Below are 22,844 nucleotides of genomic sequence, written 5' to 3'. Positions count from 1 at the left end.
CCACAACACACGATACCGAGCAAACGTGGCTCATTAGGGCGCGTAGGTTTAGCTACGCTGAGCTCCTCCTTTGTCGTCGGTTGTAGCTCGCTCCTACTTTCGTATACCGAGCTAAATAATCACCACGTAATCCCGCACGACACCATACCATGGAATGGTTGTATGAAAATGATTTATTAAAAAAAATATTTTAATGAAACCAGATTTTTCAAAAATAGAACTAAAGAGCGTTGCTGCCTCCAGACTGTCGGCTGCTGAGTGGGAAAAACAACATCGCATCGAAAAGAACTGGGTAACCCCCGAGCAGATTAAGGTAAAATCGGTGTATACCGAAAACGATTTGCTCGAGATGGAGCATCTGAATTATGCTGCCGGACTTGCGCCCTATTTGCGTGGCCCCTATTCGAGCATGTATGTGATGCAGCCGTGGACCATCAGGCAGTATGCCGGATTTTCTACAGCCGAGGAGTCGAATGCCTTTTACCGCCGCAACCTGGCTGCCGGCCAAAAAGGTCTTTCCGTGGCCTTTGACCTGGCTACCCATCGCGGGTACGATTCGGACCACGAAAGGGTGGTGGGTGATGTAGGCAAAGCCGGAGTAGCCATCGATTCGATACTCGACATGAAAATTTTGTTCGACCAGATTCCCCTGAACAAGATGTCGGTATCCATGACTATGAACGGAGCTGTTTTGCCCATTCTGGCCTTTTACATTGTAGCCGGACTGGAACATGGTGCCAAACTCGAAGAGCTTAGTGGTACCATACAGAACGATATTCTAAAAGAATTTATGGTGCGTAACACCTACATCTATCCTCCGGAGATGTCGATGCGCATTATTGCCGATATTTTTGAATTTACTTCGCAAAAAATGCCCAAGTTTAATTCCATCAGCATATCGGGTTACCATATGCAGGAAGCCGGAGCCACTGCCGACATTGAGCTGGCATACACCCTGGCCGATGGGCTCGACTATTTGCGCACAGGAGTAAAATCCGGGCTCGACATCGATGCCTTTGCTCCACGACTCTCGTTTTTCTGGGCTGTGGGTATGAACCACTTTATGGAAATAGCCAAAATGCGGGCAGGTCGCTTGCTTTGGGCCAAAATTGTGAATAAGTTCAACCCAAAAAATCCCAAATCTCTGGCTTTGCGCACACACTCGCAAACATCGGGCTGGTCGCTTACCGAGCAGGATCCGTTCAACAATATTGCCCGCACCTGCATCGAAGCCATGGCTGCCGCACTGGGCCACACCCAATCGCTCCATACAAATGCACTGGACGAGGCTATTGCACTACCCACCGATTTTTCGGCACGCATTGCCCGTAACACCCAGATTTATTTGCAGGAAGAAACACAAATATGCCGCTCGGTCGATCCCTGGGCAGGTTCGTACTATGTTGAGTCGCTCACACACGAGCTTGTGCAAAAAGCATGGGCCTTAATTGAGGAAGTGGAAGAGCTGGGAGGTATGTCCAAGGCCATTGAAACAGGCATACCCAAAATGCGTATCGAGGAGGCTGCTGCCCGCAAGCAAGCCCGTATCGACTCGAAGCTCGACACCATAGTAGGGGTCAATAAATACAGGCTCGACAAAGAAGCTCCACTCGATATTCTCGAAGTGGATAACACCGCAGTGCGCGAATCGCAGATTGCCCGTTTAAAGCTGTTAAAAAAGGAGCGCGATAACCAGGCCGTAAAACTTTCGCTTACCAAAATTACAGAGGCTGCCCGCAGCGGGAAAGGCAACCTGCTTGAGCTTTCCATCGAAGCCGCCAAAAACAGGGCTACCCTTGGAGAGATATCCGATGCCATAGAAGAAATTTCAGGAAGATACAAAGCCGTGATACGATCGATTAATGGAGTTTACTCGTCAGAATCTGCTGACGACAAGAGTTTTGCCAAGGCCCGTGAGCTTTGCGAAAAATTTGCCAAAATGGAAGGCCGTCAGCCCCGCATAATGGTAGCTAAAATGGGACAGGACGGTCACGACCGTGGCGCCAAAGTGGTATCGACCGGCTATGCCGATATAGGTTTCGATGTGGATATTGGCCCTTTGTTCCAGACCCCAGCCGAAGCGGCACGTCAGGCAGTAGAGAACGATGTGCATATACTGGGCGTATCGTCGCTGGCAGCCGGGCATAAAACTTTGGTTCCACAGGTAATTGCAGAACTGAAAAAACTGGGCCGCGAAGATATTATGGTTATTGCAGGCGGGGTGATTCCGGCACAGGATTACCAGTTTCTTTACGATGCAGGCGTAATGGCCATTTTCGGTCCGGGTACCTCGGTATCGGAAGCTGCTATTAAAATTCTGGAAATATTAATTGAAGCAAACAGTTAAAAGCAGAAAAGCTTTGAATATTATTTAAAAACCGGCACCATTGGGTGGCCGGTTTTTTTGTAGAGGAAAAATTCTTAATATTTCAGAAATAAATGTTTTAAAAAGCAACTCATTTGCGAGGCTCAAAAACAGCCAATGTTTTGTCATTGTCCATCAAAACTAGTCTGGAGCCCTCGAAGCGATAAGATGTAAAACTTCTCAGGGCTATTAAATAAGCTTGTTCGAGACCTTCGTCGTTGCAGGCCATGCGGGTCATCAGGGCATCGGAAAACCTAATCCCCGACTTGGTATCGAGCAGGGTACCACTCATGCTGTTGCAACCGGTATGGCCATTGTAGGTTTTAGCATCGAGCTTCACAATGAGAACCGGATTGCCATTAGCCCCTTCCAGGCTATATTCAAATCCAGTAAGTTCAACCAGTTGCCAGCTTCCTTCGAGAGTTGGTTCGCCTTTCGGAAGTTTTTTGTTGGTGCATTGCAGGCTTAACACCAGGACAAAGATTAGCGTAAAAATTCGCATAGTTTTATTTTATAGAGAAAATAAAAGTAGGCACTTTTTTCTAATAGCGTATAAATTCTGTTTAAAAACAAATAAGTATTCGTTGACACCACTATAATTTGAAGCCTACTATTTCCATGGTGTAGCGATAAAGATTGTTTTTGTTAATTGTTTGAGGACTAAGGTTTGGCAAGCTTATCAGGAGATAGTTGCCAATATTATTTCGCTACCGGACCAAACAAATTGGCGGGGAGAATACCAAGCAAGGTAAACACATGGTTAACGAGAGGCAAGATTCGCAAACCATTGAGCCCCGTTTGCTTGTTATCTTGAGTTAGTATGCTGGTATTTATTGTTCAAAGGCAATCCGTTTTAGGTTTTTAAAAATATAATCTCTTAACACTTAGCACTAATGTTACAACGGAGTAAGTGTTTATTTTGTTTTTGTGGCATTCTCAGCAAACTAGGGGACGTAGACAACACGAAACCCGATGATGCTTTCTTTTGCTTCAGGGGGATTACTGTAGCGAGCAGCCGAACGACAATTTCCAGCTGTGCTGTGCCAACCACCACCACGATTCACACGGCCTGAACCCTGTTCCGATGTAGGACCAGTGGGGTTGGTTTGGGCTGTTGTTGGATAAAACGCATACCAATCGCTACACCATTCGAACATATTACCGTGCATGTCGAATAAGCCCCATGCATTTGCAGGGTATCCACCAACTGCGTAAGGTTCCATTGGGTTGTTGTTGGTTTCAGTGTAGGGGCCACCAGTATACGGATAATCCCAAAAGTAGACAGCTTGAAGGTTGGTTAAATAATTACCTGTATTAAAAGGGGTGGTGGTGCCGGCACGGCAAGCATATTCCCACTGTGCTTCGGTGGGCAATTTACCTCCTACATAAGTAGCAAACTCGGTTGCTCCGTACCATGTTACGTATATTACCGGGTGGTTTTCGTAACCTGCAACTGGCACCCATTTATTGGTGTTATAATGCAAACCCCAGTCGTGTCCAGTAACGCTGGCATAAATTAAGGCTTGTGTGGGGTAAGTACCTGCAGCATATTTTCCATCGACACCTATGTTTTTAGCATTCAAAAAAGCCGCAAACTGTGCATTGGTTATTTCATACTTGCTCATGCGAAAGGTACTCAACGTTACCTGGTGTTGTGTTTCATCATCCTTCTGTTTAACTTCACTTGCGGGGCTGCCCATGATAAAGGTGCCGGCAGGAATGTTTACGCACGCAATGTTTATGGACGATGTATTGGTGCTTGGTTTGTAAAAGATAACGCTGTCAACCTCTGTTTTTATATTGTGCTTGCCAACAACAATTCCGTTTTTTATTACATACATTGTGTCGTTTTGGGCTTGAATTCCAATAGAAATGGAAGCAAATGCTATGATTAGTAAGATAAGCTTTTTCATATTTTTTTTAATACTTGAATTTAAGGTTATATTTCTCTTATTTATTAAACCATTACTTAACTATAAATTTCTTAGATATCACTTCATTTTTATATTTAAACCTAATAAAATATACTCCTTCACCTAGTGATTCAATTCCAAGTTTTTCTTTATTTTGAGCTGATATTTGTCCAAAAGCTTTTTTTGCCCCAAGTAAATCATATATTTCATAGCTTACGTTTTCAACACCATTGGCATTAATTGTAATATCTAAATAATTATATGCCGGAATAGGCGAAATAATTATGTTTTTATCAAACAAAGTACTGTCGGAAACATTCTCTTCTGTAGTAACTATGCTTGGTGGATTTGCCGCAAATTCTTCATCAAAAATTGTTGAACCAGCACTCTTAAGAGAAGAAATGACATAGCTTATATTCAATACAGGGCGTAATGTCGAGTTAGTATTGTCGTCGGTACCAAATTGCATTGTTGCGTATGTAGTTTCATTATCAAGCTTTAACATCATACCATAGTTTAATTGTGGATTATTAACCCAATATTGAACCATACTTTTTATATCAACCGTTTTGTTTTCGTTAGGTGCTCCGGAAGTTGTGCCTGTAATTGGAATACTACCGGTAGTAGTATATTTATTATTCATATTGGTCCATGTAGCATTACTATAATCCCAAGCTTGCGTTATACGATTTAATGATGAAGAATTGCTATGTGTATGTGGATTACTTCCAGACCCTTTTAAACTAAGAGTTGCGGATTGGATAATTGCATTACTTGGAATTTGTGACAAATCAAATTGGAGCAAGGTTCTTTGAATTCCTAAAACACCGCTCCATGTCCATGTCATAGCAATCATTAGTGGATAATCATTACTCAGAGTGTTAACATACTGGGGTAAACTAAAGATTTTGGAATTTTTAAGCGAACTAATACTTACACTTTTGATGTTGTCGAAATTTAAATTGCGCACATTACTATAGGCATAACCAGCAGCACTGCCATTAGTCTTGTAAACTGCAATACTGCTGGATGTAAAGGTCAACTTTTTAATAGTATTAACAGGAATAGCTGTCTGCGTACCGTTTGATACTTTCACATTCATATTTTGTGCAAATACTCCTGTTAATGCTAAACCAAACAAATGTATCGCTACTAGCTTTAAACGTTTGTGTTTCATTTTAAACCTCCATTGATTATATCGTTTACAAATTATTCTAATTATAAGATATTATTGTAGTACAGTTTATTAGTATTTGCCAAATGTATAAGGCAGACTAATTGTCCATTTCATCAAATGGTGGTCGCAACCTCCCATTTTGATAAAACTCTTTTCATTATCTTTTTTTAATCTCATAGCCATATAAAACAGCAAACTAAGGGGCCATAACAACTCGAAAACCAATAATCACACCCCCTGCCGAATGTATGTGTCGGCGATGAGCCGAGAGGCACCACCTTGCTTGAGAATTAAAACCACCACCCCGCATTATGCGGCCTTCGGGAGAGTAACTATTAGGAGCAGAGGCGCCAGTTGGGTTGGTTTGGGGAGTAGTTGGATAGTCGCCGAAATAATCGCTAACCCATTCGTCCACATTGCCGTGCATGTCGTATAATCCCCATGCATTGGCTGGGTAAGTGCCTACGACTTGAGATTTACCTGGTTTTGTAGTTAAAGTGTTGGTGCCACCTGTATAAGGATATGCCCAATCGTAATTGGCTTGCAGGTTGGTTAGATGATCACCTGTATTAAAACGAGTGGTAGTGCCTGCACGGCATGCATATTCCCACTGTGCTTCGGTGGGCAATTTACCACCTACATAGGTAGCAAACTCCATTGCTCCATACCATGATACGTTTATTGCAGGGTGGTTTTCGTAACCAGTTACAGGTTCCCATTTATTGGTGTTGTAATGTAAGCCCCAGTCAAAGTTGCCACTACTAGCAGTAATCAAGATCTTAGTTGGGTAAGCACCTGCAGCATACTTGCCATCGTTGCCTACGCCAACGGCATTCAGAAAAACGGCGTACTGTGCATTCGTAATTTCGTACTTGCTTATCCGAAAGGCACTCAGCGTAACTTGAAATTGATTATCAGCTCCCCATCCGAGAGGTTCTTCGCTCGGAGGGTTACCCATGATAAAAGTGCCGGCGGGGATGTTTACATAAGCAATGTTAATGGTTACTTTTTTGTTTGGATTGTAAAAAATAAGGCTATCCACTTGAGTGTGTACATTGTATTTTTTTACCACCACACCTGCTTTCATTACATACATTGTGTCGTTTTGGGCTACAAGTGTTGAAAGAGAAAAGGTGAAAGCTAAAAGTGTTGTTAATGCTATTTTTTTTATTGCATTTATTGATTTCATTATTTCGTCCTCCATGTTGATAGTTTAATGTTTTTTATAATTTTATTTTCTGTTGTGTTGGAATATCGGCAAAAAAATTCCTTTTAGTAAGTGGCTTAGGCTCATTGTAGTCAAATTACTTTCGCATGTGCATTGTGTTTTCACTACTTTGCTTTCGAGAGGAGGTTCAACTTTCAAATTTTTTTTTGGAGCATGGTTGGCTTAACAGCAGGGCAAAAAAAGAGTAAAAGTTCGCATAGTTTTATTTTATGAAGCACTTAAAAGTAGGCACTTTTTTCAGAAAGCTGATATTTTCAGCTTAAAAACAACTAAGTATTCGTTGAGGCTATTAGAATTTGAAGCCAACTATCACCGTGAGGTAGTAATAAAAAATGTTTTTTTAATTGTCTGAACATGATTACCCACTTATAATAATCTGATTAGCAGTTATTTATAATCAAACTATTTGACTTCATTGTAACCTATGTTTGCAAATAGCTCTATTACAGGGGTTTTGTCCAGTAGAGAGATTCCTAAAACTTGTAATATTTCGTAGGCTGAACGGTCTATTTTGAGATCATTGCCTAAAATTGCAACCAAACAATTCCGGTTTACCGGACAAGAATATTTTCGAATAAAAATTCAAGAGAATACTCTACTAACCAACAAAGCTGCAATTATTTATAGCGGGTGTTGGCAATTGTTGTTTAAATGATTCAGTTTAAATTATTTCTAATTTGGAATAGATTCTTTCCCAAAAGTTAGGTGCATAAACAAATACGTCATCGCTGGTGTAAGGTATATTGTCTGCTCCTGTATAAACTTGAATCAAATTAATAGTGTCAAAACTTAAAACTCCATTCATCACTACTGTTTCTCCAGCTAATGGTGCATTATAGATCATATTTGTGTATTTATTACTTCTAATGATCAAACTGTTCAGTGGCGAACTAATTGGGTTATCATCTGATGTGGGGATCATTTCACCATTTGGGTTAACAACAAATGAGGAATCAGTATTGCCAAAAAAGAAATTAAAACCCCATTCTGTATTAGCATTCGGAAATATTTTTTTAAGCATTTCAACTTGGCTGATTTTAAGAATATTATTTTCTAATGAATCCGGAGGAAACATATCCAATTTAATATTTTCATATTCTGCCGGAAGTTGTACAATCTGGCAGAAAAATCTTGGCATAAAATAAAAATATTTAAAGTCAATCTGTTTGTCTTCAAATTGGCCATCATTGTTTACCCGGCCATAAATTTCAGGATTAAAACTAAGAGTTACATTGCTAGAAAAATCAACCATTCTTGCCGGATCATTGAGGGGTAAATGGTTTACGCTTTGTATTATGTATTGTAACACTTGGGCACTGTTAGTGCCGGGAGCCATTACAGTATCTATATAACCAATGGTCCAGATTTGAGCAATAAATTGTGTAGGAGTTAAACTTGTTATGTAATCGCCAAATTGTGAATATAAACTATCGGGGTTCAAACTCTGATTTTTTAAGATTATTTTATCTGTTGTAAATTGCATCTTATAAATGACTTTACCTTTCTCACTTTCATTCCCGCAAGAGAATAGAAGTATGGTTATAAGGAGGACAAGGAATATATTTTTCATAGCTATCGGGATTTTATTTTGATACGTTAATGTATGACCATTTTTTACCAATTCAAATCTAATAGTTAAAAATACTCGAAAGAGGTTGAATGTTAATAAACCTCTAAATTTTCATTTGTGAAAAATTTGAAACTCGAATTGCTATCATTTTAAGGAATCCTTGTTTTGGAGCAAGTTCATAATCAGTTGTATGCAAGTAGATAAGATCGAATAATCTCTTTCAGATGTGAATATTTAGCGTCTCAGGTATTCCTCAAAAACCTTTTCGAATTTTTCAATTTTTGGCGTTATTACATAGCGGCAATAGCCTTGGGAAGGGTTATTCTCATAATAATCCTGGTGCGAAAGTTCGGCCTGGTAAAAATCTGTATAGGTTTCTATGGCAGTGACTATGGGCTTTTCCCAAATGCCTTCTTTTTCGAGGCGATTTTTTATTTCAGTAGCAACTTTCAACTGTTCGGGGCTGTGGTAAAAAATTACCGAACGGTATTGGGTACCCACATCATTCCCTTGCCGGTTCAACTGGGTAGGATCGTGGGTTTTAAAGAAAATTTCCAATATGGTTGCGTATGAAATTATTGCAGGATCGTAAACGAGTTGTATTACTTCGGCATGACCAGTGGTTTCGGCACACACTTCTTTGTAGGTAGGATTTTTGGTGTGCCCACCGCTGTAACCCGATTGCACGCTAATTACACCCTCGACACGCTCATACACCGCCTCGGTACACCAGAAGCAGCCCGACCCAAGGGTGGCTATGGCTTTGGTTTGGGTTTTCGCCTCGGTAAAAAGAAGAAGTGAGGCTAAGAGAAGCGGCAGGTAAGTTTGCATGGTAGTGACAATTAATGTATTGAAATAACCGGCAAATTAGAAATTGGTTTAACTGCTTGCAGAGAATTCAGAAGATAACCCAATTTATTTGATTTTTCCAAGCGAAAGAATTTTTGAAGTTCTGGAATTTAAATAGGTGGGTACGGATTTGGTTTGCAGAGTTTCTATTTGTTTTAATTAGAAAATATACACAACTCAGATTTTATTCGTGAGACTTAAATTTCATGAGTTCACGAAATGAAATTTTATAGTCGAATCCTCATATACATCGGGGCTGAAAGCGGGTGCGCGGGTAAATGCCCCGCCTCTTGAGGCGAATAAAATAAAATCCTTTGCAGATACCCCGTCAGCTTGCTGCGGGGAGCTTCATCGAATTAGGATAGTACGAATAAAAAAGCTTTTAGAGAAAAAATGATAGGGGTTTTACAATCAATTTGTGGTAATCTTTCAGTTTAAAATCAGAATTAGTAATGGAAATGAAAATGCTTTTTATTTTCAACTTTCACAAGGTTTATACATTTGCAATAAATAGTACTTTTGTCATCCTATTAATCTGGTTAAAAAATAACTGATGAGCTGTAAAATTTGTCGCAATGCTAGCAATAATCAATACTATCAGGTAAAAGAGATGATGTTTGGAACCCGCGAAGTATTCACTTATTTCACCTGTTCGGAATGCAATTGCCTGCAGCTTGAAGATTCTTCAATTGATTTTGCTAAGTATTATCCATCGGATAATTATTACAGCTATCAGGAGATTGACGAAAAAAGATATACAGGTTTCAGTGGACGATGCCGTCTTCAATCGGTTAAAAACTCAAGTTCACGGGGCATACTTTCGTATTTCGGGCGATTGTTCTTTACTAAGGATATATACAACATATTAAGAGAAATTTCTGTTACCAGAAAAAGCTCAATTCTTGATGTGGGCTGTGGAAATGGCAACTTTCTCTATCCATTGGCTGAAATTGGCTTTCAAAAAACAAAAGGCATCGATCCGTTTCGACAAAAAAAAGTCAGTTATCAAAATGGCCTTCTGCTGGAACCAATAGGGCTTAAAGAGGAGAAGGAAAAGTGGGATGTTATTTTTTACAATCACTCCTTCGAACACATTATTGATCCGCAGGAAGAACTAAATCTGGTTCAACAAAAATTAAATAAAGGCGGTTATTGTATTTTATCGATTCCTACTTTTCCAAACGAGGCCTGGGAAAGATATGGTGTAAACTGGTATCAGATTGATGCTCCTAGGCATATATTTTTGCATTCTGAAAAATCAATTACTTTATTGGCCAATAAGGCTGGATTAAAACTATCTAAAAGTGTTTATAATTCCAGATCTGGGCAATTCTTAATTAGTGAAGAATATGCAAAAGGTTATAGTGCGAATGAGATGATCAAACCCTCAGGACTTAATAAGCTAAAACATAAATTCAGGAAGATAGGTCTTGAAATAGAAAGCAAACAACTCAACAGGCAGAAAAAGGGTGATCAGGCATATTTCATATTAGAACATATCTGATAGCTGCGGGCGTTCGACTTGTTCAAATACAATCATCAACCCCTCTTTTTGCCTGATATCCACAAGTTGTATGCAATTGGTAGTACGATCACCTTGACATAAAACGATGAGATTATATAGTATTTTAAAGTTATTTAAGGGATTAATAGTTTTTGATTGTCTAATACACCAAAGGATAAAGAGTTGAACTATGGAATTAAAAGCCAACGGATTTATTTTACTAATCTTATTCTCTCTTAGTGCCCAAAACATACTAAGCCAGGATTTCACTTTTAGATGGACGATGGATGTTGGAGAATTTGGCGATAGATATGAAGTTAAGGTAAATAGAATAAAATCAAAGAGTATAATAGAAATTGCAGAGTATTACCCAGAAAGGTCTATCAAAAAAAAATTTGACAAGGTCCTATGTGATAGTTTATATGATTTTTGCCTAAATTATGATTTTCAAAAAATATCAAAAGTGTCAAAGGATGAATCGCGTATTTTAGTTGAAAGGAAAATTGAATATTTTGATACAATTTCTCTGAATGGCACATCAAGAGTACTAATTAATGGCGACACACTTTACCCGGAACTTTTGAGATATTATTATTATTGGGATAATGATTCAAACAAATTCTATCATGATGTTTCTGATTGGTTGATGGTGATTAGCAATGGTCGTACACATATAAATGGTGAATTCTGGTCTAATAATAAATCAAGTCAATTCAATTATTATCTTCCGTTAGATAATTATGAGTATGAATTCTTTCAAATGATAGAACTTATTGTTGGAAAGTATCAGAAGCATTTTGATTTAACTTCTTTTGAGGAAGATACTGCTGATATTGGTCCTGATAAGTAATGATCCAACTGCATACAACAATGTATATACAAAATAGGCGTGATGGTAGTAAATTAAAGGGTTGTAGCTCGCTTCAAAATTGTAGCAGTTTGATAAGTTTGAAGCCCGCAATCGCCTACTTTGCATATACTGGGCGTTATTTTTCTTCAGCCTATAGATAAAAGCTTAGTTAGTATCAATTTCGATTTCTTGTTTCGATGAATAGATCGAATGTGCTGTAAATTAAATTTTTAAAGCTTTAGCTCTTTAAAATTGCTGAACCAATCTGCAGGTTTCTGCCATTTTTTTACAAGTCCTTTGAGCAAGCCCATTTCAGATTGAAAGAAGAACCTTGAAACATACAAGGCTGCTACAAAAAGGGCCAACAGCAGAATTTTATAAAGAATCTGAACCAGAACGCCCGAAGCAACCGGTAGCAAAGAAAGCAGCAGTGCCGCACCAGCAATGAAAAAGAGTTTCAAAAGTCGTAAAAATTCCCAGGGAATGGGGAAAAGCCGGCGGCACAATAGCATATAAAAAAATAAAAGCAAGGCGCTGGTGATAGCTGCAGCCATGGCAGTTCCCATTATTCCCATGTGAGGAATTAAAAGGAAATTAAGCCCTACATTCACTATTCCGGCAACAAGCACCACATAAATATCGAGGTGCGTCTTTTTGGCAAAATGAATGGACAACATGGGTATGTATTGCATTCCTTTAAACACAAACGAAATACATAAAATGGGAATTACCGCATTGGCATTCCAGTAGTCGCGGTTGTCGGCCATGAGCCGAATGACATCGATGGAAAAGAAAGAGAGAACAAGAGCAAAAACCAGCAATATCAAGGCGAGATAAGTAAACAAGCGGGCAAAAAACTTATTGGAATCTTTGTCGGAGAATATCTTAAAGGCGATAGGCATAAAACCAAGCTGAAAAGACTGGATTACGAAAATATTGATTACGCTGGCAAATTTGTAGCCCAAACTGTAAATACCCAATTGCGAAAAATCGAGCAGGTATTCCACAATGTAGCGATCGGAAATATTCAGCAACATGGCAGCTGAAGCCGATACAAGTAAGGGGAGACTGTATTTCAATATAGCTTTTAGCTCAGTGCGGTTAAAGCTTGCTACAGAGCTTTTTATCATCACATTGGTGGTAACAATAAAAAGTAAAACGCTGCCAATAAGCTGGCTTAGCAAAATACCTTTAACTCCCATTTTAAGGTAAACCAGAAAATATACATTCAGAAGCAAAATGAGCGTAAACTTACTGAGAACCACCATTACATAAAACTTCGATTGTTCGTTAAGTCGCATGATGCTGAGCGCTAAAATATTCTGGACCTCAAAAAACACCGTGAGCAAAACAATACTGATAAGCGACTGGTATGCGGGAGTTTGAAAGATGCCCATTGACAATTGCAGTCTGAAATTCCACATGACAGCCAGCACCAGGGCAAGTGTAGAAAGTGTGATAATCAGGATTGTAAAAATGATTTGTTTTCGTTTCTGAACATCCGTTTCGTTGGCACAGAATCGGATTATTGCAGTAGGAAAACCCAGGGAAAGAATGGCAATCAGCAATTGCACCGAAACTTCAAAATAGGCCAATAGGCCGTAATCTGAAGTATCGAGAACCGAAGTATAAAGGGGTAAAAGAAGCAAGCCAATCATCTTGGTGCCAATGTTGCCAAGGCTGTAAACAATGGTATGAAAAGCTGTATTGCGAAAATAAAGGCGCATTTATCAAATTCGTTTTATCCTCTCCCAAGTTTTTCCTTCAGAAAGCCTTTGCGATATTAGTAATTATTTAAATACCAATTAAGGGTCGTTTTTTAATAGAGTGGTGCAAACAGGAAGTAGATTTTTTCGAAAGAGAACCAATGCAGGTCGGAAATACTGAAAACATTGCTAACGACTTAAAGGAAACGTGCTGGGTTTTAGTGTTTAATTTTTATATTCGCCAACAAACTTCAGAATTAATTATCCATGACAACTCTTAAGCAAAATCTAAAAGCATTTTCCATTGCTGTGGTTATTTTTCTGTTTCTTGCAATGGCCTACATGGCACCTGCCCTAAGCGGGAAAGTAATTAGCCAGCACGATATAAACATGCACCTTGGCATGTCGAAAGAACTGGTTGATTTCCGCAACGAAACAGGAAAAGAAGCACTCTGGACCAATAGCATGTTTGGGGGAATGCCTGCCTACCTGATTTCGACCGTGTACAAGTCGAATCTTTTCCGCCATGTGCATAGCTGGCTTACTCTGGTGAACTGGCGCCCGGTATGTTTTATTTTTCTTTACCTGCTTGGGTTTTATCTATCGTTGCTTGCTTTTAAAGTCGATCACCGTCTGGCTATTGTGGGAGCTATCATGTATGGTTTTTCTTCCTACCTGCTTATCATATTGGTGCCAGGGCATGCATCCAAGGCTTTTGCCTTGGGCTATTATCCGGCCATTATAGGTGGCATTCACCTTGCTTTCAGACAGAAATATTTATTTGGCAGTCTCATGGCTGGTATTTTTCTGGCTTTGCAATTGCTCAACAACCACCTTCAGATTACTTATTATACTCTTATCACTATACTCGTTTACGGGCTGTTCGAAATTATTTGGGCATTTAAGGAAAAGAGATTGAAAGAGAGCATTAAGGCTATTGGCATGCTTACTGCCATGGTTTTGCTGGCTGTTGGCACTAGCGTGCCCAGCCTTTGGACCACCGCCGAGTATGGGAAATATTCCATCCGGGGCAAGTCGGAACTTACAATCGACCAAGACAATAAAACCTCCGGGCTGGATCGCGATTATGCCACCGCATGGAGCTATGGCAAAAGCGAAACCTTCACCCTGATGATCCCTAATTTTATGGGCGGTGCTTCCGGTGGAGAACTTCCCTTGAACTCTGCTACCTATGAGTTTTTAAGCAATGTGCAGGGAAAGATTGAAGCAAAAAAAACCATACAACAGATGCCAACCTATTGGGGTACCCAACCAGGCACCTCGGGTCCGGTTTATGTGGGTGCCATTGTTTGCTTTTTATTTGTGCTTGGCATATTTGTAGTTGACCGCAAAAACAGGGGTTGGATCCTTACCGCTACCCTCGTATCGGTACTTTTTTCGTGGGGACACAACCTGCCCTGGCTCACCAATATTATGCTCGACCATCTTCCGGGCTACAACAAATTCAGGGCTGTTTCAATGACCCTTGTGATTGCCGGATTTACTATGCCTTTGCTTGCAGTGCTTGCGTTCGATAAAATTCTGAAACAGGAAGTAAACAAAGCGCAAGCGCTTAAAGCATTGAAATATGCATTTGGAATTACCGGAGGAATTAGCTTCTTCCTGGTACTTTTCGGAAAATCGATTTTCAATTTCGAGTCGGCTATCGATGAGCAATACCTTGCACAAGGCTATAACGATTTTGTGGAAGCCCTGCAGACCGACCGCGCCATGCTGTTGCGTCGCGATGCTTTTCGCTCCTTTGTGTTTATTGCCCTGGCGGCAGGTGTCACCTATCTACTGATTCAACAAAAAATTAAAAGTTTGCATGCCGTAGTGGCCTTAGGCTTGTTGGTGCTAATTGACCTTTGGGTTGTGGACAAACGCTACCTGAATAGCAGTCATTTTGTAACTCAGAAGGTACAAAACCAGAGTTTTGTACCCAGTAAAGCTGACGTAGCTGTTTTAACAGACAAGGATCCAAATTTCAGGGTTTTGAACCTTGCTGTCGATGTGTTTAACGATGCCTCTACTTCGTATTTTCATAAATCGATAGGAGGTTATCATGGTGCTAAAATGCGTCGATACCAGGAATTAATTGAGCACAACATTTCGCCCGAGTCGCAAAAGGTAATCAATGCACTTCGGGGAGGTAACCCTGATCAAATAGAGCAAACCCTGGCCGCAAGCCATGTGTTGAACATGCTCAATACCCGTTATTTTATATACAATCCCGAAGCCAGTCCGCTTCAGAATGTGCATGCATATGGCAATGCCTGGTTTTCTGCTTCCTACTTGTTGGCAGAAAATGCCGATGAGGAATTGGAAAAGCTGGCCAGCCAGGGAAATAAAAACAATGTGATAATCGATAAACGCTTTTCATCCCAGGTAGAAAATAAGAGTTTTGTAGCCGATAGCCTTGCACGCATTCAGCTTGAATCTTACAAGCCCAATCGGTTGGTTTATAAGAGTCAATCGCAACACGAACAACTTGCCGTATTCTCCGAAATATACTATCCGGCCGGTTGGGAAGTTAGCATCGATGGAAAACCAGCTGATCATTTTAGGGCGAATTATGTGCTAAGGGCCATGGTGGTGCCTGCCGGCGAGCATAGTATTGAGTTTGTATTTAAGCCCCGCGCATACTATACGGGAGAAAAAATATCGCTTGCCTCGTCGGTATTGCTTTTGCTATTGCTTGCAGGCACAGTTATTTTCGAAATCAGGATGATTAAAAAAGAATCCACAAATTAATTGTTGATCATCCAAATAAACCGAAACAAGAATCGATTTCCCCCAAATTAGTTAAGATCATGAAATTCCACCAAAAAGCAATAAAATTTTTCCTTCTTGCTACAATAGCATTGCTTCCAATGTTACTTTCATGCGAAAAGGAAGAGACGAAACCCGCAATTCCCGAATCCGACAGTATTTATTGGTTTGTCAATGAGTTAATGAACACCTGGTATTACTGGTACGACCAGGTGCCTGTAATCGATTATAGTCAATACAATTCGCCCGAGCAATTAATGAACGAATTAAAGGTCGATCAGGATAAATGGTCGTTTATCGGTGAATACGAGGAGGTTACGTCTTATTTCGACGAGGGAGAAGATTTTGGTTATGGCTTTTACCTTGCCTGGGACAGTTATTACAACCTGAGGGTAATAATGGCATACGAAAACACTGCCGCCTACGAGCAGGGTATTCGTCGTGGATATATTTTGGAAGAGATCAACGATGTTCATGTACAAGACATTAGCTCTTTCGATGCATTTTTTAGTATCGAACCGGGAAGCATGAAATTTAAATTCATAAAACCCGATGGGCAGGTTCAAACCCTAACGCTTCAAAAGGAAGTCTACTTGCTCGATGCAGTGTTTAACCCACAAGTGTATGAGATCGACAATAAAACAATAGGGTATTTGGCTTACCAAAGTTTTTTGGGGTATTCCGTAGAAGAATTTGATCAGGCTTTTGGCTTTTTTAAAGCCCAGGGTATCGATGAGTTGATTGTAGACTTACGGTACAATGGAGGAGGATACATTTCGCTGGCACAGGAAATGGCGGAAATAATTGTTCCTGCAAATAGCACTGGGCAAGAATTCATCTCTATTAAGCACAACAATCTTATTCGGGCTTATGAGGATACTACCCTGTTTCTTAGAAATCACTCAACTAATCTCGACCTCGATCGTGTATTCTTTATTACAAATCGTTATTCAGCCTCTGCCAGCGAATTGGTGATTAATGGACTCGAACCTCACATGGATGTTATTCAAATAGGTGAGACAACAACTGGCAAACCCTATGCCATGTATGGATTTATTTTTCAAGACTGGCTGGCATATCCTGTAACCGCTAAATCAGTGAATGCCTTGGGTTATGGTGATTACGAAAACGGAATTCTTCCCGACTTAAACCTTACAGACAACCATGCTTATGATTGGGGTGACATCAATGACCCGGCTGTAGTCCAGGCACTTAATTACATTCAATACGGTAGTTTTGGAAACATCTATGCGTTAAAGCAGGGCACAGGAAAATCAGATATTCTTGGAACTGGAAAGAGTTTGGGACAGCATTGGTTAATCGCGGATCAATAATTCAGTCGAATACCAGGTTATAACACTTCGCTGAGCTTATAGGTTTTACCCTGTCTGATTCCCTTTTCGGTGCGTTCGAGCTGGCAACACTCGGTGTAATAATCGTGCTGAAAAATAAGGAAATAATTATTATCGCAGGCCTCAGATAAAAACGATTCGCGCTCTTCGAACGATAAGAGTGGCCGTGTATCATAGCCGCACACCCACGAGCTGGGTATCTGGGCTGCCATGGCTAACAGGTCGGTGGTAAAAACAAGTGTTTTGCCTTTGTAAGATATAAAGGGAACCACCAGGCCGTCGGTATGCCCATGAAACATACGTAATTCAATGTTGCCAAACCATTTTTCATTTTGTTCAATCAACCGGATCATTCCGGCTTTTTCCAGTGGGAGGATATTCTCAGCAAGATAGGAAGCTTTTTCGCGCTGGTTTGGCTGCATGGCCCATTGCCATTGACGACGGCTTACATGGTAGGTGGCATGTTTAAAGGTCGGTTCCAACTCACCTTTTTCGTTCTGACTAACTGCATCGCCCACATGGTCGAAATGCAAATGGGTGAGCAATACATCCGTAATCTGGCTGGCTGCAAAGCCCTTTTCTTCCAGGGCCTTTACCATCGAATGATGCCCGCTGCGGTGGTAGTGTCGGTAAAATTTTTCATCCTGCTTGTTACCTATTCCTGTGTCGATCAAGATTAACCTCGACCCGGTTTCGATCAACAGGCTTCGGAGGGCAAAGAGGCAAAGGTTATTTTCGTCCGAAGGATAAGCTTTTTCCCACAGCGTTTTCGGAATCACTCCAAAAGTAGCACCCCCGTCTAATTTGAAAGTGCCGGGTTCGATGACATGTATTTTCATAGCCGTTAAAATCAATGGGTGCAAAGATACAATGAAAGGCACATGAAATAATAGCTCCAACACATATTACCCGCTTAAGCATCTTTTCTCCTGTAATAAAAGATAAAAGCTTGGGAGTATCAAATGAAGCGGGATGATGATTTGTTCATGGCTGCCTGAACAAGAAAAATACCCTTGACTTTGGCAGGCATATTTTGTATTTTTAGTTTCTTGCAAGGGGCACATCGGGTAGAGAGCATAATCCTTACAAACTGATTCTTCTGAGTAGGGCAGGCTTTTTTTCACCTTCTAAATATGAAAGCTATGAGCAGGCACAATGCACGATTCGATTATCCTAAACAGGATTACCACATTGTATTTCAGAGTTCGATAAACGAAAACGATTATTATGGGATGGATGAACTGGAGAGGAAGAAGCTTAAGATTATACAGGCAAAACATGGTTGCCGTCACTGCTTTCATACTTTGCCAGATAACCTTACCCTCGATTTGCATAAATTTACCTGGAACGATGCTACCAATTGTTTCGAGATCGAACCCCGTAAGGTGCGTGTCAGGTTAAATACCCTTGAAGAAGCCATTATCGAGTATTTTCCTGAGGAGAAGGAATATAAATAAGGTGGTTAGTGAGGGTTTGCATTTATTCAAATCTGCATTTCATTTTTACCAATAGGGTAGTTAATATTGGCCGTAATAATAAACAAGTTTGTATACAATTGTTATCAGGGTAATTATCGGTCGAAAGAGTTTATTAAGAACAGAATGGATTAACTACCAAACCGATAACCTATTCCCGATTCTGTATTGAGAATTTTCGGTTTTGTAGGGTCATCTTCTATCTTTTTCCGCAATTGGGCAATAAATACTCTTAGGTATTGGGTTTGGTCGATGTAGCCCATGCCCCAAACTTCTTTTAAAATATATTGATGTGTTAAAACCCTGCCTTCGTTTTTGGCCAACAAAGCCAACAAAAGAAACTCCGTGGATGTGAGTTTGATGACTAAATTGTTTTTGCGAACACTATGGCTGGCTAAATCAACAGACAGGGTATTAAACTCTATAATTGGTTTATCCGAAATATTTTCACTTTGCCTTATTGCTACCCGGATTCGTGCCAGCAATTCTCCTGTTCGAAAGGGTTTGGTGAGATAATCGTTTGCTCCGTTGTCCAGTGCTTTTACAATATCATCTTCTGAGTTGCGAACCGAAAGAATGATGACAGGTTTGTGGTACCACACCCGAAGTTTTTTTAATATTTCCAGGCCTTCAACATCGGGCAGGCCTAAATCGAGAATTACCAGCACAGGTTGCAAAGAAGCAGCTAACGCCAAACCTTCTTTTCCTGTTGCTGCCTCGGAAATTTTATAACCATTTGCTGACAGTGTTATTTCGAGCAGTCGTCTGATTTGGACTTCATCGTCGACAATAAGTATGGTTCCTTCATTTGTCATCTATGCATCGTTAAGTGTGTAGGTATTGATATTGGGTATTTTAACTGGTATGCTAATAGTAAATATAGCTCCGCCATTTTGTCGGTTCTCGGCTACCACACTGCCCTTATGCGCTTCAACAAACCCTCTGGCAATGGACAAACCTAAGCCAGTTCCACCTGCTTTGGCATCTTTACCCCGATAGAATTTATTAAATACCGATGATAATTCCGACTCAGGAAACCCGGGACCCCTATCCATAACCTGAATGGTGCAAAGACCATTATCGTAATAAAACTTTACTCTTATTCTGCTACCTGCTGGTGCGTGTTGTGTAGCATTGAGAATTAGGTTATGCAAAACTTGTTCAATCAGCCCAAAATCTAATGTCACCATGGGCATATCTAAAGGTATGATGGTAGAAAATTTAAACGGGAGCAATTCATGTTTCAGATTATCGGCTACTTTGTTTACCAAATCTTGCACATCGCACCAATCGATGCGGGGAGTAATACGTCCAGATTCCAGGCGGGACATATTTAAAAGGTTTTCGATGAGCCGGTTAAGCCTTATTGAGGCAGTATTCATTTCAGAATACAGTTGAAGCTTTGTTTCTTCCGGATAGGTATGATTTAAAAGAGTTTCTGATGCTCCCATGATGGTTGCAACTGGAATGCGTAATTCATGAGAGATGGAATTAAAAAGCGTTTTATAAAGTTTATCCGATTCATTCAATACGTATGCTTTTTTAGCTGCATTTCGTAAAAACTCACGCTCGTATTTGCCTGAAATCTGTGATAGGAAGGCTTCCCAGAATTGTAGTTCGCCTTGAGTAAATACACTGGTATGTTTAACTGCAATTACCCCCATATTTTCGTTGTTTCCAATGAGGGGATAAAAAGTAAAGTCTGTAGAGGGCAGAGTATCGGTATGTTTGCCTGCTTTGGCCGAATGCCGGTAAACCCATTCGGCAATGCTGAATTCATTATCAGAAAGTTGTATTTTGCTTTCGTATTGAATCTTAATCGCTAACTGGTTTAGTTCATTCTTAAGTATGATCGCACTGTCCAGAATGAAATACTTATGGATGTATTTCACTGCAATTTTAGAAACTTCCTCGGTACCCGAAGCAATAGATAATTCCTTGGTAAGCTGGTAAAGGGCTTCGGTACGTTCTTCCCTGATTCTTATTTTTTTCTCCTGACGGCGTACTCTTGAAGTTAAGGTTCCGTTTAGCAGGGCAATAATAAAAAACATGGCAAACATCAGTACATCCTCGGGCCTATCAATATGCAGTGTAAATTGGGGTGGAATGAAAAAGTAATTCCAGATTACTGCACATAATGCTGCTGCGAGTAAAATTGGTCCGGTTCCATAGAATAGAGCCAGAAGAGAAACTAAGAATAACAAGCCGAACGATACAACCTGGTAACCAATAAAATCTTTAACCAGATAAAATATTGACGAGGACAAGATTACAAAAAGAGTAACAATAAGGTATTGTTGGATGTTGGAAGTAAAAGAAGGAATGGAAACTTTTTCTTTAAAACGATCTTTAGCCTGACTGTCCGACCCAAGTATATACACATCAATGTTTCCGCTATATCTTATCAGTCGGTTTATAAAATTACCAAGAATGAACATTGACATAAGGTTACGCACGCGAGGCTTTCCTACAATGATATGTGTGGCATTTTCCTTTAGGGCAAAACCCACAATGGCTTTTACCACATCATGGTGTGTAATAATCCGGAATTTAATACCTAACTGATTGGTAAGGTTTATATTTTTATCGAGTTGCTCACGCTCTTTTACCGAGAGTTTATGAAGTGTTTCAACATACACAGCCTGAATGTTAGCTCCCATTGAATAGGAAAGATTCTTCGCCCAGCGTAAGAGCTTGGTCGACTGTGGGCGGTAGTCGATGGCCACCAACAAGTGCAATCCCGATTTCCACGGCCCTTTAATTCGTTTTTGCTGCATGTAATCGTGTAACTGCTTATCTACACGGTCGGCAACAATGCGCAGGGCCATCTCGCGCAATGCCGTTATATTGCCTTTTCTAAAAAAGTTTTCTATTGCTTCTTTAGATCTTTCTGCCGTGTAAACCTTTCCCTCAGTAAGTCTTTCCAATAATTCATCAGGGGTAAGGTCAACTACCTCAATTTCTTCAGCATTTTCGAAAATTTCGTCGGGTAAGGTTTCCCGAACAATAATTCCTGTAATCTGAGCCACTGTTTCTGATCGGCTTTCGAGGTGCTGCACGTTTAGTGTAGTGTACACATTGATACCGTGATCGAGAATTTCCAGTACATCCTGGAATCTTTTAGCATGTCTGCTGCCAGGAGCATTGCTATGTGCGAGCTCGTCAACCAGAACAATTTGAGGTTTCCGTGCAATAATGGCATCCAGATCCATTTCCTGAACAGGAGTAGATTTATAATTGTAGGTTTTTCGGGAGATAAGTTCAAAACCCTCAACAAGTAAAGCTGTTTCTTTCCGATTGTGCGTTTCAACATAACCTATAATTACATCATTACCTTTAAGTTTTTCGGCTTGGGCAGTTTGAAGCATAGTGTAAGTTTTGCCCACACCTGCGCACATACCAAAAAAAATCTTCAGTTTTCCCCTTTTACTTTTTTCTTCTTCGCTTTTTATAGCAGCTAAAAGTTCATCGGGATCTGGGCGGTTATCTTCGAAATCAATCATTGAATTGTATCGAGCATTAAGTTAAGCATTAAAACGTTCACTCTTTCTTGTCCCAGAAGCGAAAATTGGGGGCCTTCTGTTTGATCATTAATACATTGAAAAAGTTGTTGTTTTTGCGCCTGGGAAAAATTTCGGACTTTTGCAACTCGGTTTGCTTGTAACAATGCAGCTTCTTTTGATACATGCGGATCTAATCCGCTAGCCGATGCAAAGAGCATCTCGGACGGTATTGTGGTGAGACTATCGAGTTGATTAATTGAAATGAACTGTTGTTTTCGTTCGGCAACGAGGCTTTTTAATTTCAGATTGGTTAGTCCATAATTTGAACCTCCAGAAGGCAGAGGGTTGTACAAAATTGCGGAAGGGCGAGAATGAAAGTATCTGATACTATCAAATTGCTGGCCGATTAGTATGCTTCCAACTGTTTTATTGTTTTTAATAATTAAACTTCCATTGGCCTTTTCAGGTAGCACAACTTGGGCAATACCCGTAATAAAAACGGGATATATTATTCCGCATAGTATGGTGAACAGCAGGAATATTTTTATTGTTATGAGTAAGTTTTTCATCTGTTTATAAT

General features: G+C 40.1%; 17 protein-coding genes. 6 read left to right on the top strand and 11 right to left on the bottom strand.

Annotation, left to right across the window (positions count from 1 at the left end):
• Window positions 1–193: 193 nt before the first annotated feature.
• A complete protein-coding gene (gene scpA, locus IPM71_06895; protein ID QQS52454.1) occupies window positions 194–2,347 on the top strand; it encodes a methylmalonyl-CoA mutase in 2,154 nt (717 codons plus the stop codon).
• Window positions 2,348–2,456: 109 nt separating this feature from the next.
• Here scpA and IPM71_06890 read toward each other — a convergent pair whose 3' ends face one another.
• The 6 genes from IPM71_06890 to msrA all read right to left on the bottom strand — a co-directional run bounded on the left by IPM71_06890 (window position 2,457) and on the right by msrA (window position 9,084).
• Window positions 2,457–2,867, bottom strand: a complete 411-nt coding sequence (locus tag IPM71_06890; GenBank protein ID QQS52453.1) for an META domain-containing protein — start codon at window positions 2,865–2,867, stop codon at window positions 2,457–2,459.
• Between the two features lie 442 nt (window positions 2,868–3,309).
• Window positions 3,310–4,278, bottom strand: coding sequence for a formylglycine-generating enzyme family protein (locus IPM71_06885; protein QQS52452.1), 969 nt, complete (start codon window positions 4,276–4,278; stop codon window positions 3,310–3,312).
• A gap of 52 nt (window positions 4,279–4,330) precedes the next feature.
• Window positions 4,331–5,455: a T9SS type A sorting domain-containing protein gene (locus IPM71_06880; protein ID QQS52451.1), complete on the bottom strand. Its 1,125-nt coding sequence runs from the start codon at window positions 5,453–5,455 to the stop codon at window positions 4,331–4,333.
• A 196-nt stretch (window positions 5,456–5,651) separates the two neighbouring features.
• Window positions 5,652–6,659, bottom strand: coding sequence for a formylglycine-generating enzyme family protein (locus IPM71_06875; GenBank protein ID QQS52450.1), 1,008 nt, complete (start codon window positions 6,657–6,659; stop codon window positions 5,652–5,654).
• Between the two features lie 685 nt (window positions 6,660–7,344).
• Window positions 7,345–8,253 carry a hypothetical protein gene (locus IPM71_06870; GenBank protein QQS52449.1) on the bottom strand — a complete coding sequence of 303 codons (909 nt, stop codon included), beginning with the start codon at window positions 8,251–8,253 and terminating at the stop codon, window positions 7,345–7,347.
• Between the two features lie 234 nt (window positions 8,254–8,487).
• The gene (gene msrA / locus IPM71_06865) at window positions 8,488–9,084 is read right to left on the bottom strand and encodes a peptide-methionine (S)-S-oxide reductase MsrA (protein QQS52448.1); all 597 of its coding nucleotides are present in this window, start codon (window positions 9,082–9,084) and stop codon (window positions 8,488–8,490) included.
• Between the two features lie 571 nt (window positions 9,085–9,655).
• On the opposite strand from msrA, the gene IPM71_06860 reads away from it, so the two are divergent.
• Window positions 9,656–10,606: a class I SAM-dependent methyltransferase gene (locus IPM71_06860; GenBank protein ID QQS52447.1), complete on the top strand. Its 951-nt coding sequence runs from the start codon at window positions 9,656–9,658 to the stop codon at window positions 10,604–10,606.
• 190 nt (window positions 10,607–10,796) lie between these two features.
• Window positions 10,797–11,456, top strand: coding sequence for a hypothetical protein (locus tag IPM71_06855; protein ID QQS52446.1), 660 nt, complete (start codon window positions 10,797–10,799; stop codon window positions 11,454–11,456).
• A gap of 230 nt (window positions 11,457–11,686) precedes the next feature.
• On the opposite strand, the gene IPM71_06850 is transcribed toward IPM71_06855, so the two are convergent.
• Window positions 11,687–13,183 carry an oligosaccharide flippase family protein gene (locus IPM71_06850; GenBank protein ID QQS52445.1) on the bottom strand — a complete coding sequence of 499 codons (1,497 nt, stop codon included), beginning with the start codon at window positions 13,181–13,183 and terminating at the stop codon, window positions 11,687–11,689.
• A gap of 246 nt (window positions 13,184–13,429) precedes the next feature.
• On the opposite strand from IPM71_06850, the gene IPM71_06845 reads away from it, so the two are divergent.
• Window positions 13,430–15,916 carry a YfhO family protein gene (locus IPM71_06845; GenBank protein ID QQS52444.1) on the top strand — a complete coding sequence of 829 codons (2,487 nt, stop codon included), beginning with the start codon at window positions 13,430–13,432 and terminating at the stop codon, window positions 15,914–15,916.
• A 59-nt stretch (window positions 15,917–15,975) separates the two neighbouring features.
• Window positions 15,976–17,268: a hypothetical protein gene (locus tag IPM71_06840; protein ID QQS52443.1), complete on the top strand. Its 1,293-nt coding sequence runs from the start codon at window positions 15,976–15,978 to the stop codon at window positions 17,266–17,268.
• A gap of 17 nt (window positions 17,269–17,285) precedes the next feature.
• Here the strand turns inward: IPM71_06840 and IPM71_06835 are convergent, their stop codons facing one another.
• Window positions 17,286–18,125: an MBL fold metallo-hydrolase gene (locus IPM71_06835; GenBank protein QQS52442.1), complete on the bottom strand. Its 840-nt coding sequence runs from the start codon at window positions 18,123–18,125 to the stop codon at window positions 17,286–17,288.
• A gap of 303 nt (window positions 18,126–18,428) precedes the next feature.
• Here IPM71_06835 and IPM71_06830 point away from each other — a divergent pair, with 303 nt between their 5' ends.
• Complete coding sequence (locus IPM71_06830) at window positions 18,429–18,743, top strand: hypothetical protein (GenBank protein ID QQS52441.1); 315 nt, start codon at window positions 18,429–18,431, stop codon at window positions 18,741–18,743.
• 149 nt (window positions 18,744–18,892) lie between these two features.
• On the opposite strand, the gene IPM71_06825 is transcribed toward IPM71_06830, so the two are convergent.
• Genes IPM71_06825 through kdpC form a run of 3 tightly spaced genes read right to left on the bottom strand, consistent with a single transcriptional unit; the run spans window position 18,893 to window position 22,833 of the window.
• Window positions 18,893–19,576, bottom strand: a complete 684-nt coding sequence (locus IPM71_06825) for a response regulator (GenBank protein ID QQS52440.1) — start codon at window positions 19,574–19,576, stop codon at window positions 18,893–18,895.
• Entirely contained in the window at window positions 19,577–22,264 is a 2,688-nt protein-coding gene (locus tag IPM71_06820; GenBank protein QQS52439.1) for a sensor histidine kinase KdpD, read from the bottom strand.
• Window positions 22,261–22,833, bottom strand: coding sequence for a potassium-transporting ATPase subunit KdpC (gene kdpC, locus IPM71_06815; protein QQS52438.1), 573 nt, complete (start codon window positions 22,831–22,833; stop codon window positions 22,261–22,263). The genes IPM71_06820 and kdpC overlap by 4 nt, the downstream gene beginning before the upstream one ends.
• Window positions 22,834–22,844 lie beyond the last annotated feature (11 nt).

The organism is Bacteroidota bacterium (genome assembly GCA_016699695.1).
Classification (GTDB): Bacteria; Bacteroidota; Bacteroidia; order Bacteroidales; family UBA10428; genus UBA10428.
This window is presented reverse-complemented; position numbering and strand designations above follow the sequence as displayed.

What these genes read in the sequence shown, in the direction of transcription:
- scpA (QQS52454.1), top strand. Translation starts at nt 194, where the DNA reads ATGAAACCAGATTTTTCAAAAATAGAACTAAAGAGCGTTGCTGCCTCC.
- IPM71_06890 (QQS52453.1), bottom strand. Translation starts at nt 2,867, where the DNA reads ATGCGAATTTTTACGCTAATCTTTGTCCTGGTGTTAAGCCTGCAATGC.
- IPM71_06885 (QQS52452.1), bottom strand. Translation starts at nt 4,278, where the DNA reads ATGAAAAAGCTTATCTTACTAATCATAGCATTTGCTTCCATTTCTATT.
- IPM71_06880 (QQS52451.1), bottom strand. Translation starts at nt 5,455, where the DNA reads ATGAAACACAAACGTTTAAAGCTAGTAGCGATACATTTGTTTGGTTTA.
- IPM71_06875 (QQS52450.1), bottom strand. Translation starts at nt 6,659, where the DNA reads ATGGAGGACGAAATAATGAAATCAATAAATGCAATAAAAAAAATAGCA.
- IPM71_06870 (QQS52449.1), bottom strand. Translation starts at nt 8,253, where the DNA reads ATGAAAAATATATTCCTTGTCCTCCTTATAACCATACTTCTATTCTCT.
- msrA (QQS52448.1), bottom strand. Translation starts at nt 9,084, where the DNA reads ATGCAAACTTACCTGCCGCTTCTCTTAGCCTCACTTCTTCTTTTTACC.
- IPM71_06860 (QQS52447.1), top strand. Translation starts at nt 9,656, where the DNA reads ATGAGCTGTAAAATTTGTCGCAATGCTAGCAATAATCAATACTATCAG.
- IPM71_06855 (QQS52446.1), top strand. Translation starts at nt 10,797, where the DNA reads ATGGAATTAAAAGCCAACGGATTTATTTTACTAATCTTATTCTCTCTT.
- IPM71_06850 (QQS52445.1), bottom strand. Translation starts at nt 13,183, where the DNA reads ATGCGCCTTTATTTTCGCAATACAGCTTTTCATACCATTGTTTACAGC.
- IPM71_06845 (QQS52444.1), top strand. Translation starts at nt 13,430, where the DNA reads ATGACAACTCTTAAGCAAAATCTAAAAGCATTTTCCATTGCTGTGGTT.
- IPM71_06840 (QQS52443.1), top strand. Translation starts at nt 15,976, where the DNA reads ATGAAATTCCACCAAAAAGCAATAAAATTTTTCCTTCTTGCTACAATA.
- IPM71_06835 (QQS52442.1), bottom strand. Translation starts at nt 18,125, where the DNA reads ATGAAAATACATGTCATCGAACCCGGCACTTTCAAATTAGACGGGGGT.
- IPM71_06830 (QQS52441.1), top strand. Translation starts at nt 18,429, where the DNA reads ATGAGCAGGCACAATGCACGATTCGATTATCCTAAACAGGATTACCAC.
- IPM71_06825 (QQS52440.1), bottom strand. Translation starts at nt 19,576, where the DNA reads ATGACAAATGAAGGAACCATACTTATTGTCGACGATGAAGTCCAAATC.
- IPM71_06820 (QQS52439.1), bottom strand. Translation starts at nt 22,264, where the DNA reads ATGATTGATTTCGAAGATAACCGCCCAGATCCCGATGAACTTTTAGCT.
- kdpC (QQS52438.1), bottom strand. Translation starts at nt 22,833, where the DNA reads ATGAAAAACTTACTCATAACAATAAAAATATTCCTGCTGTTCACCATA.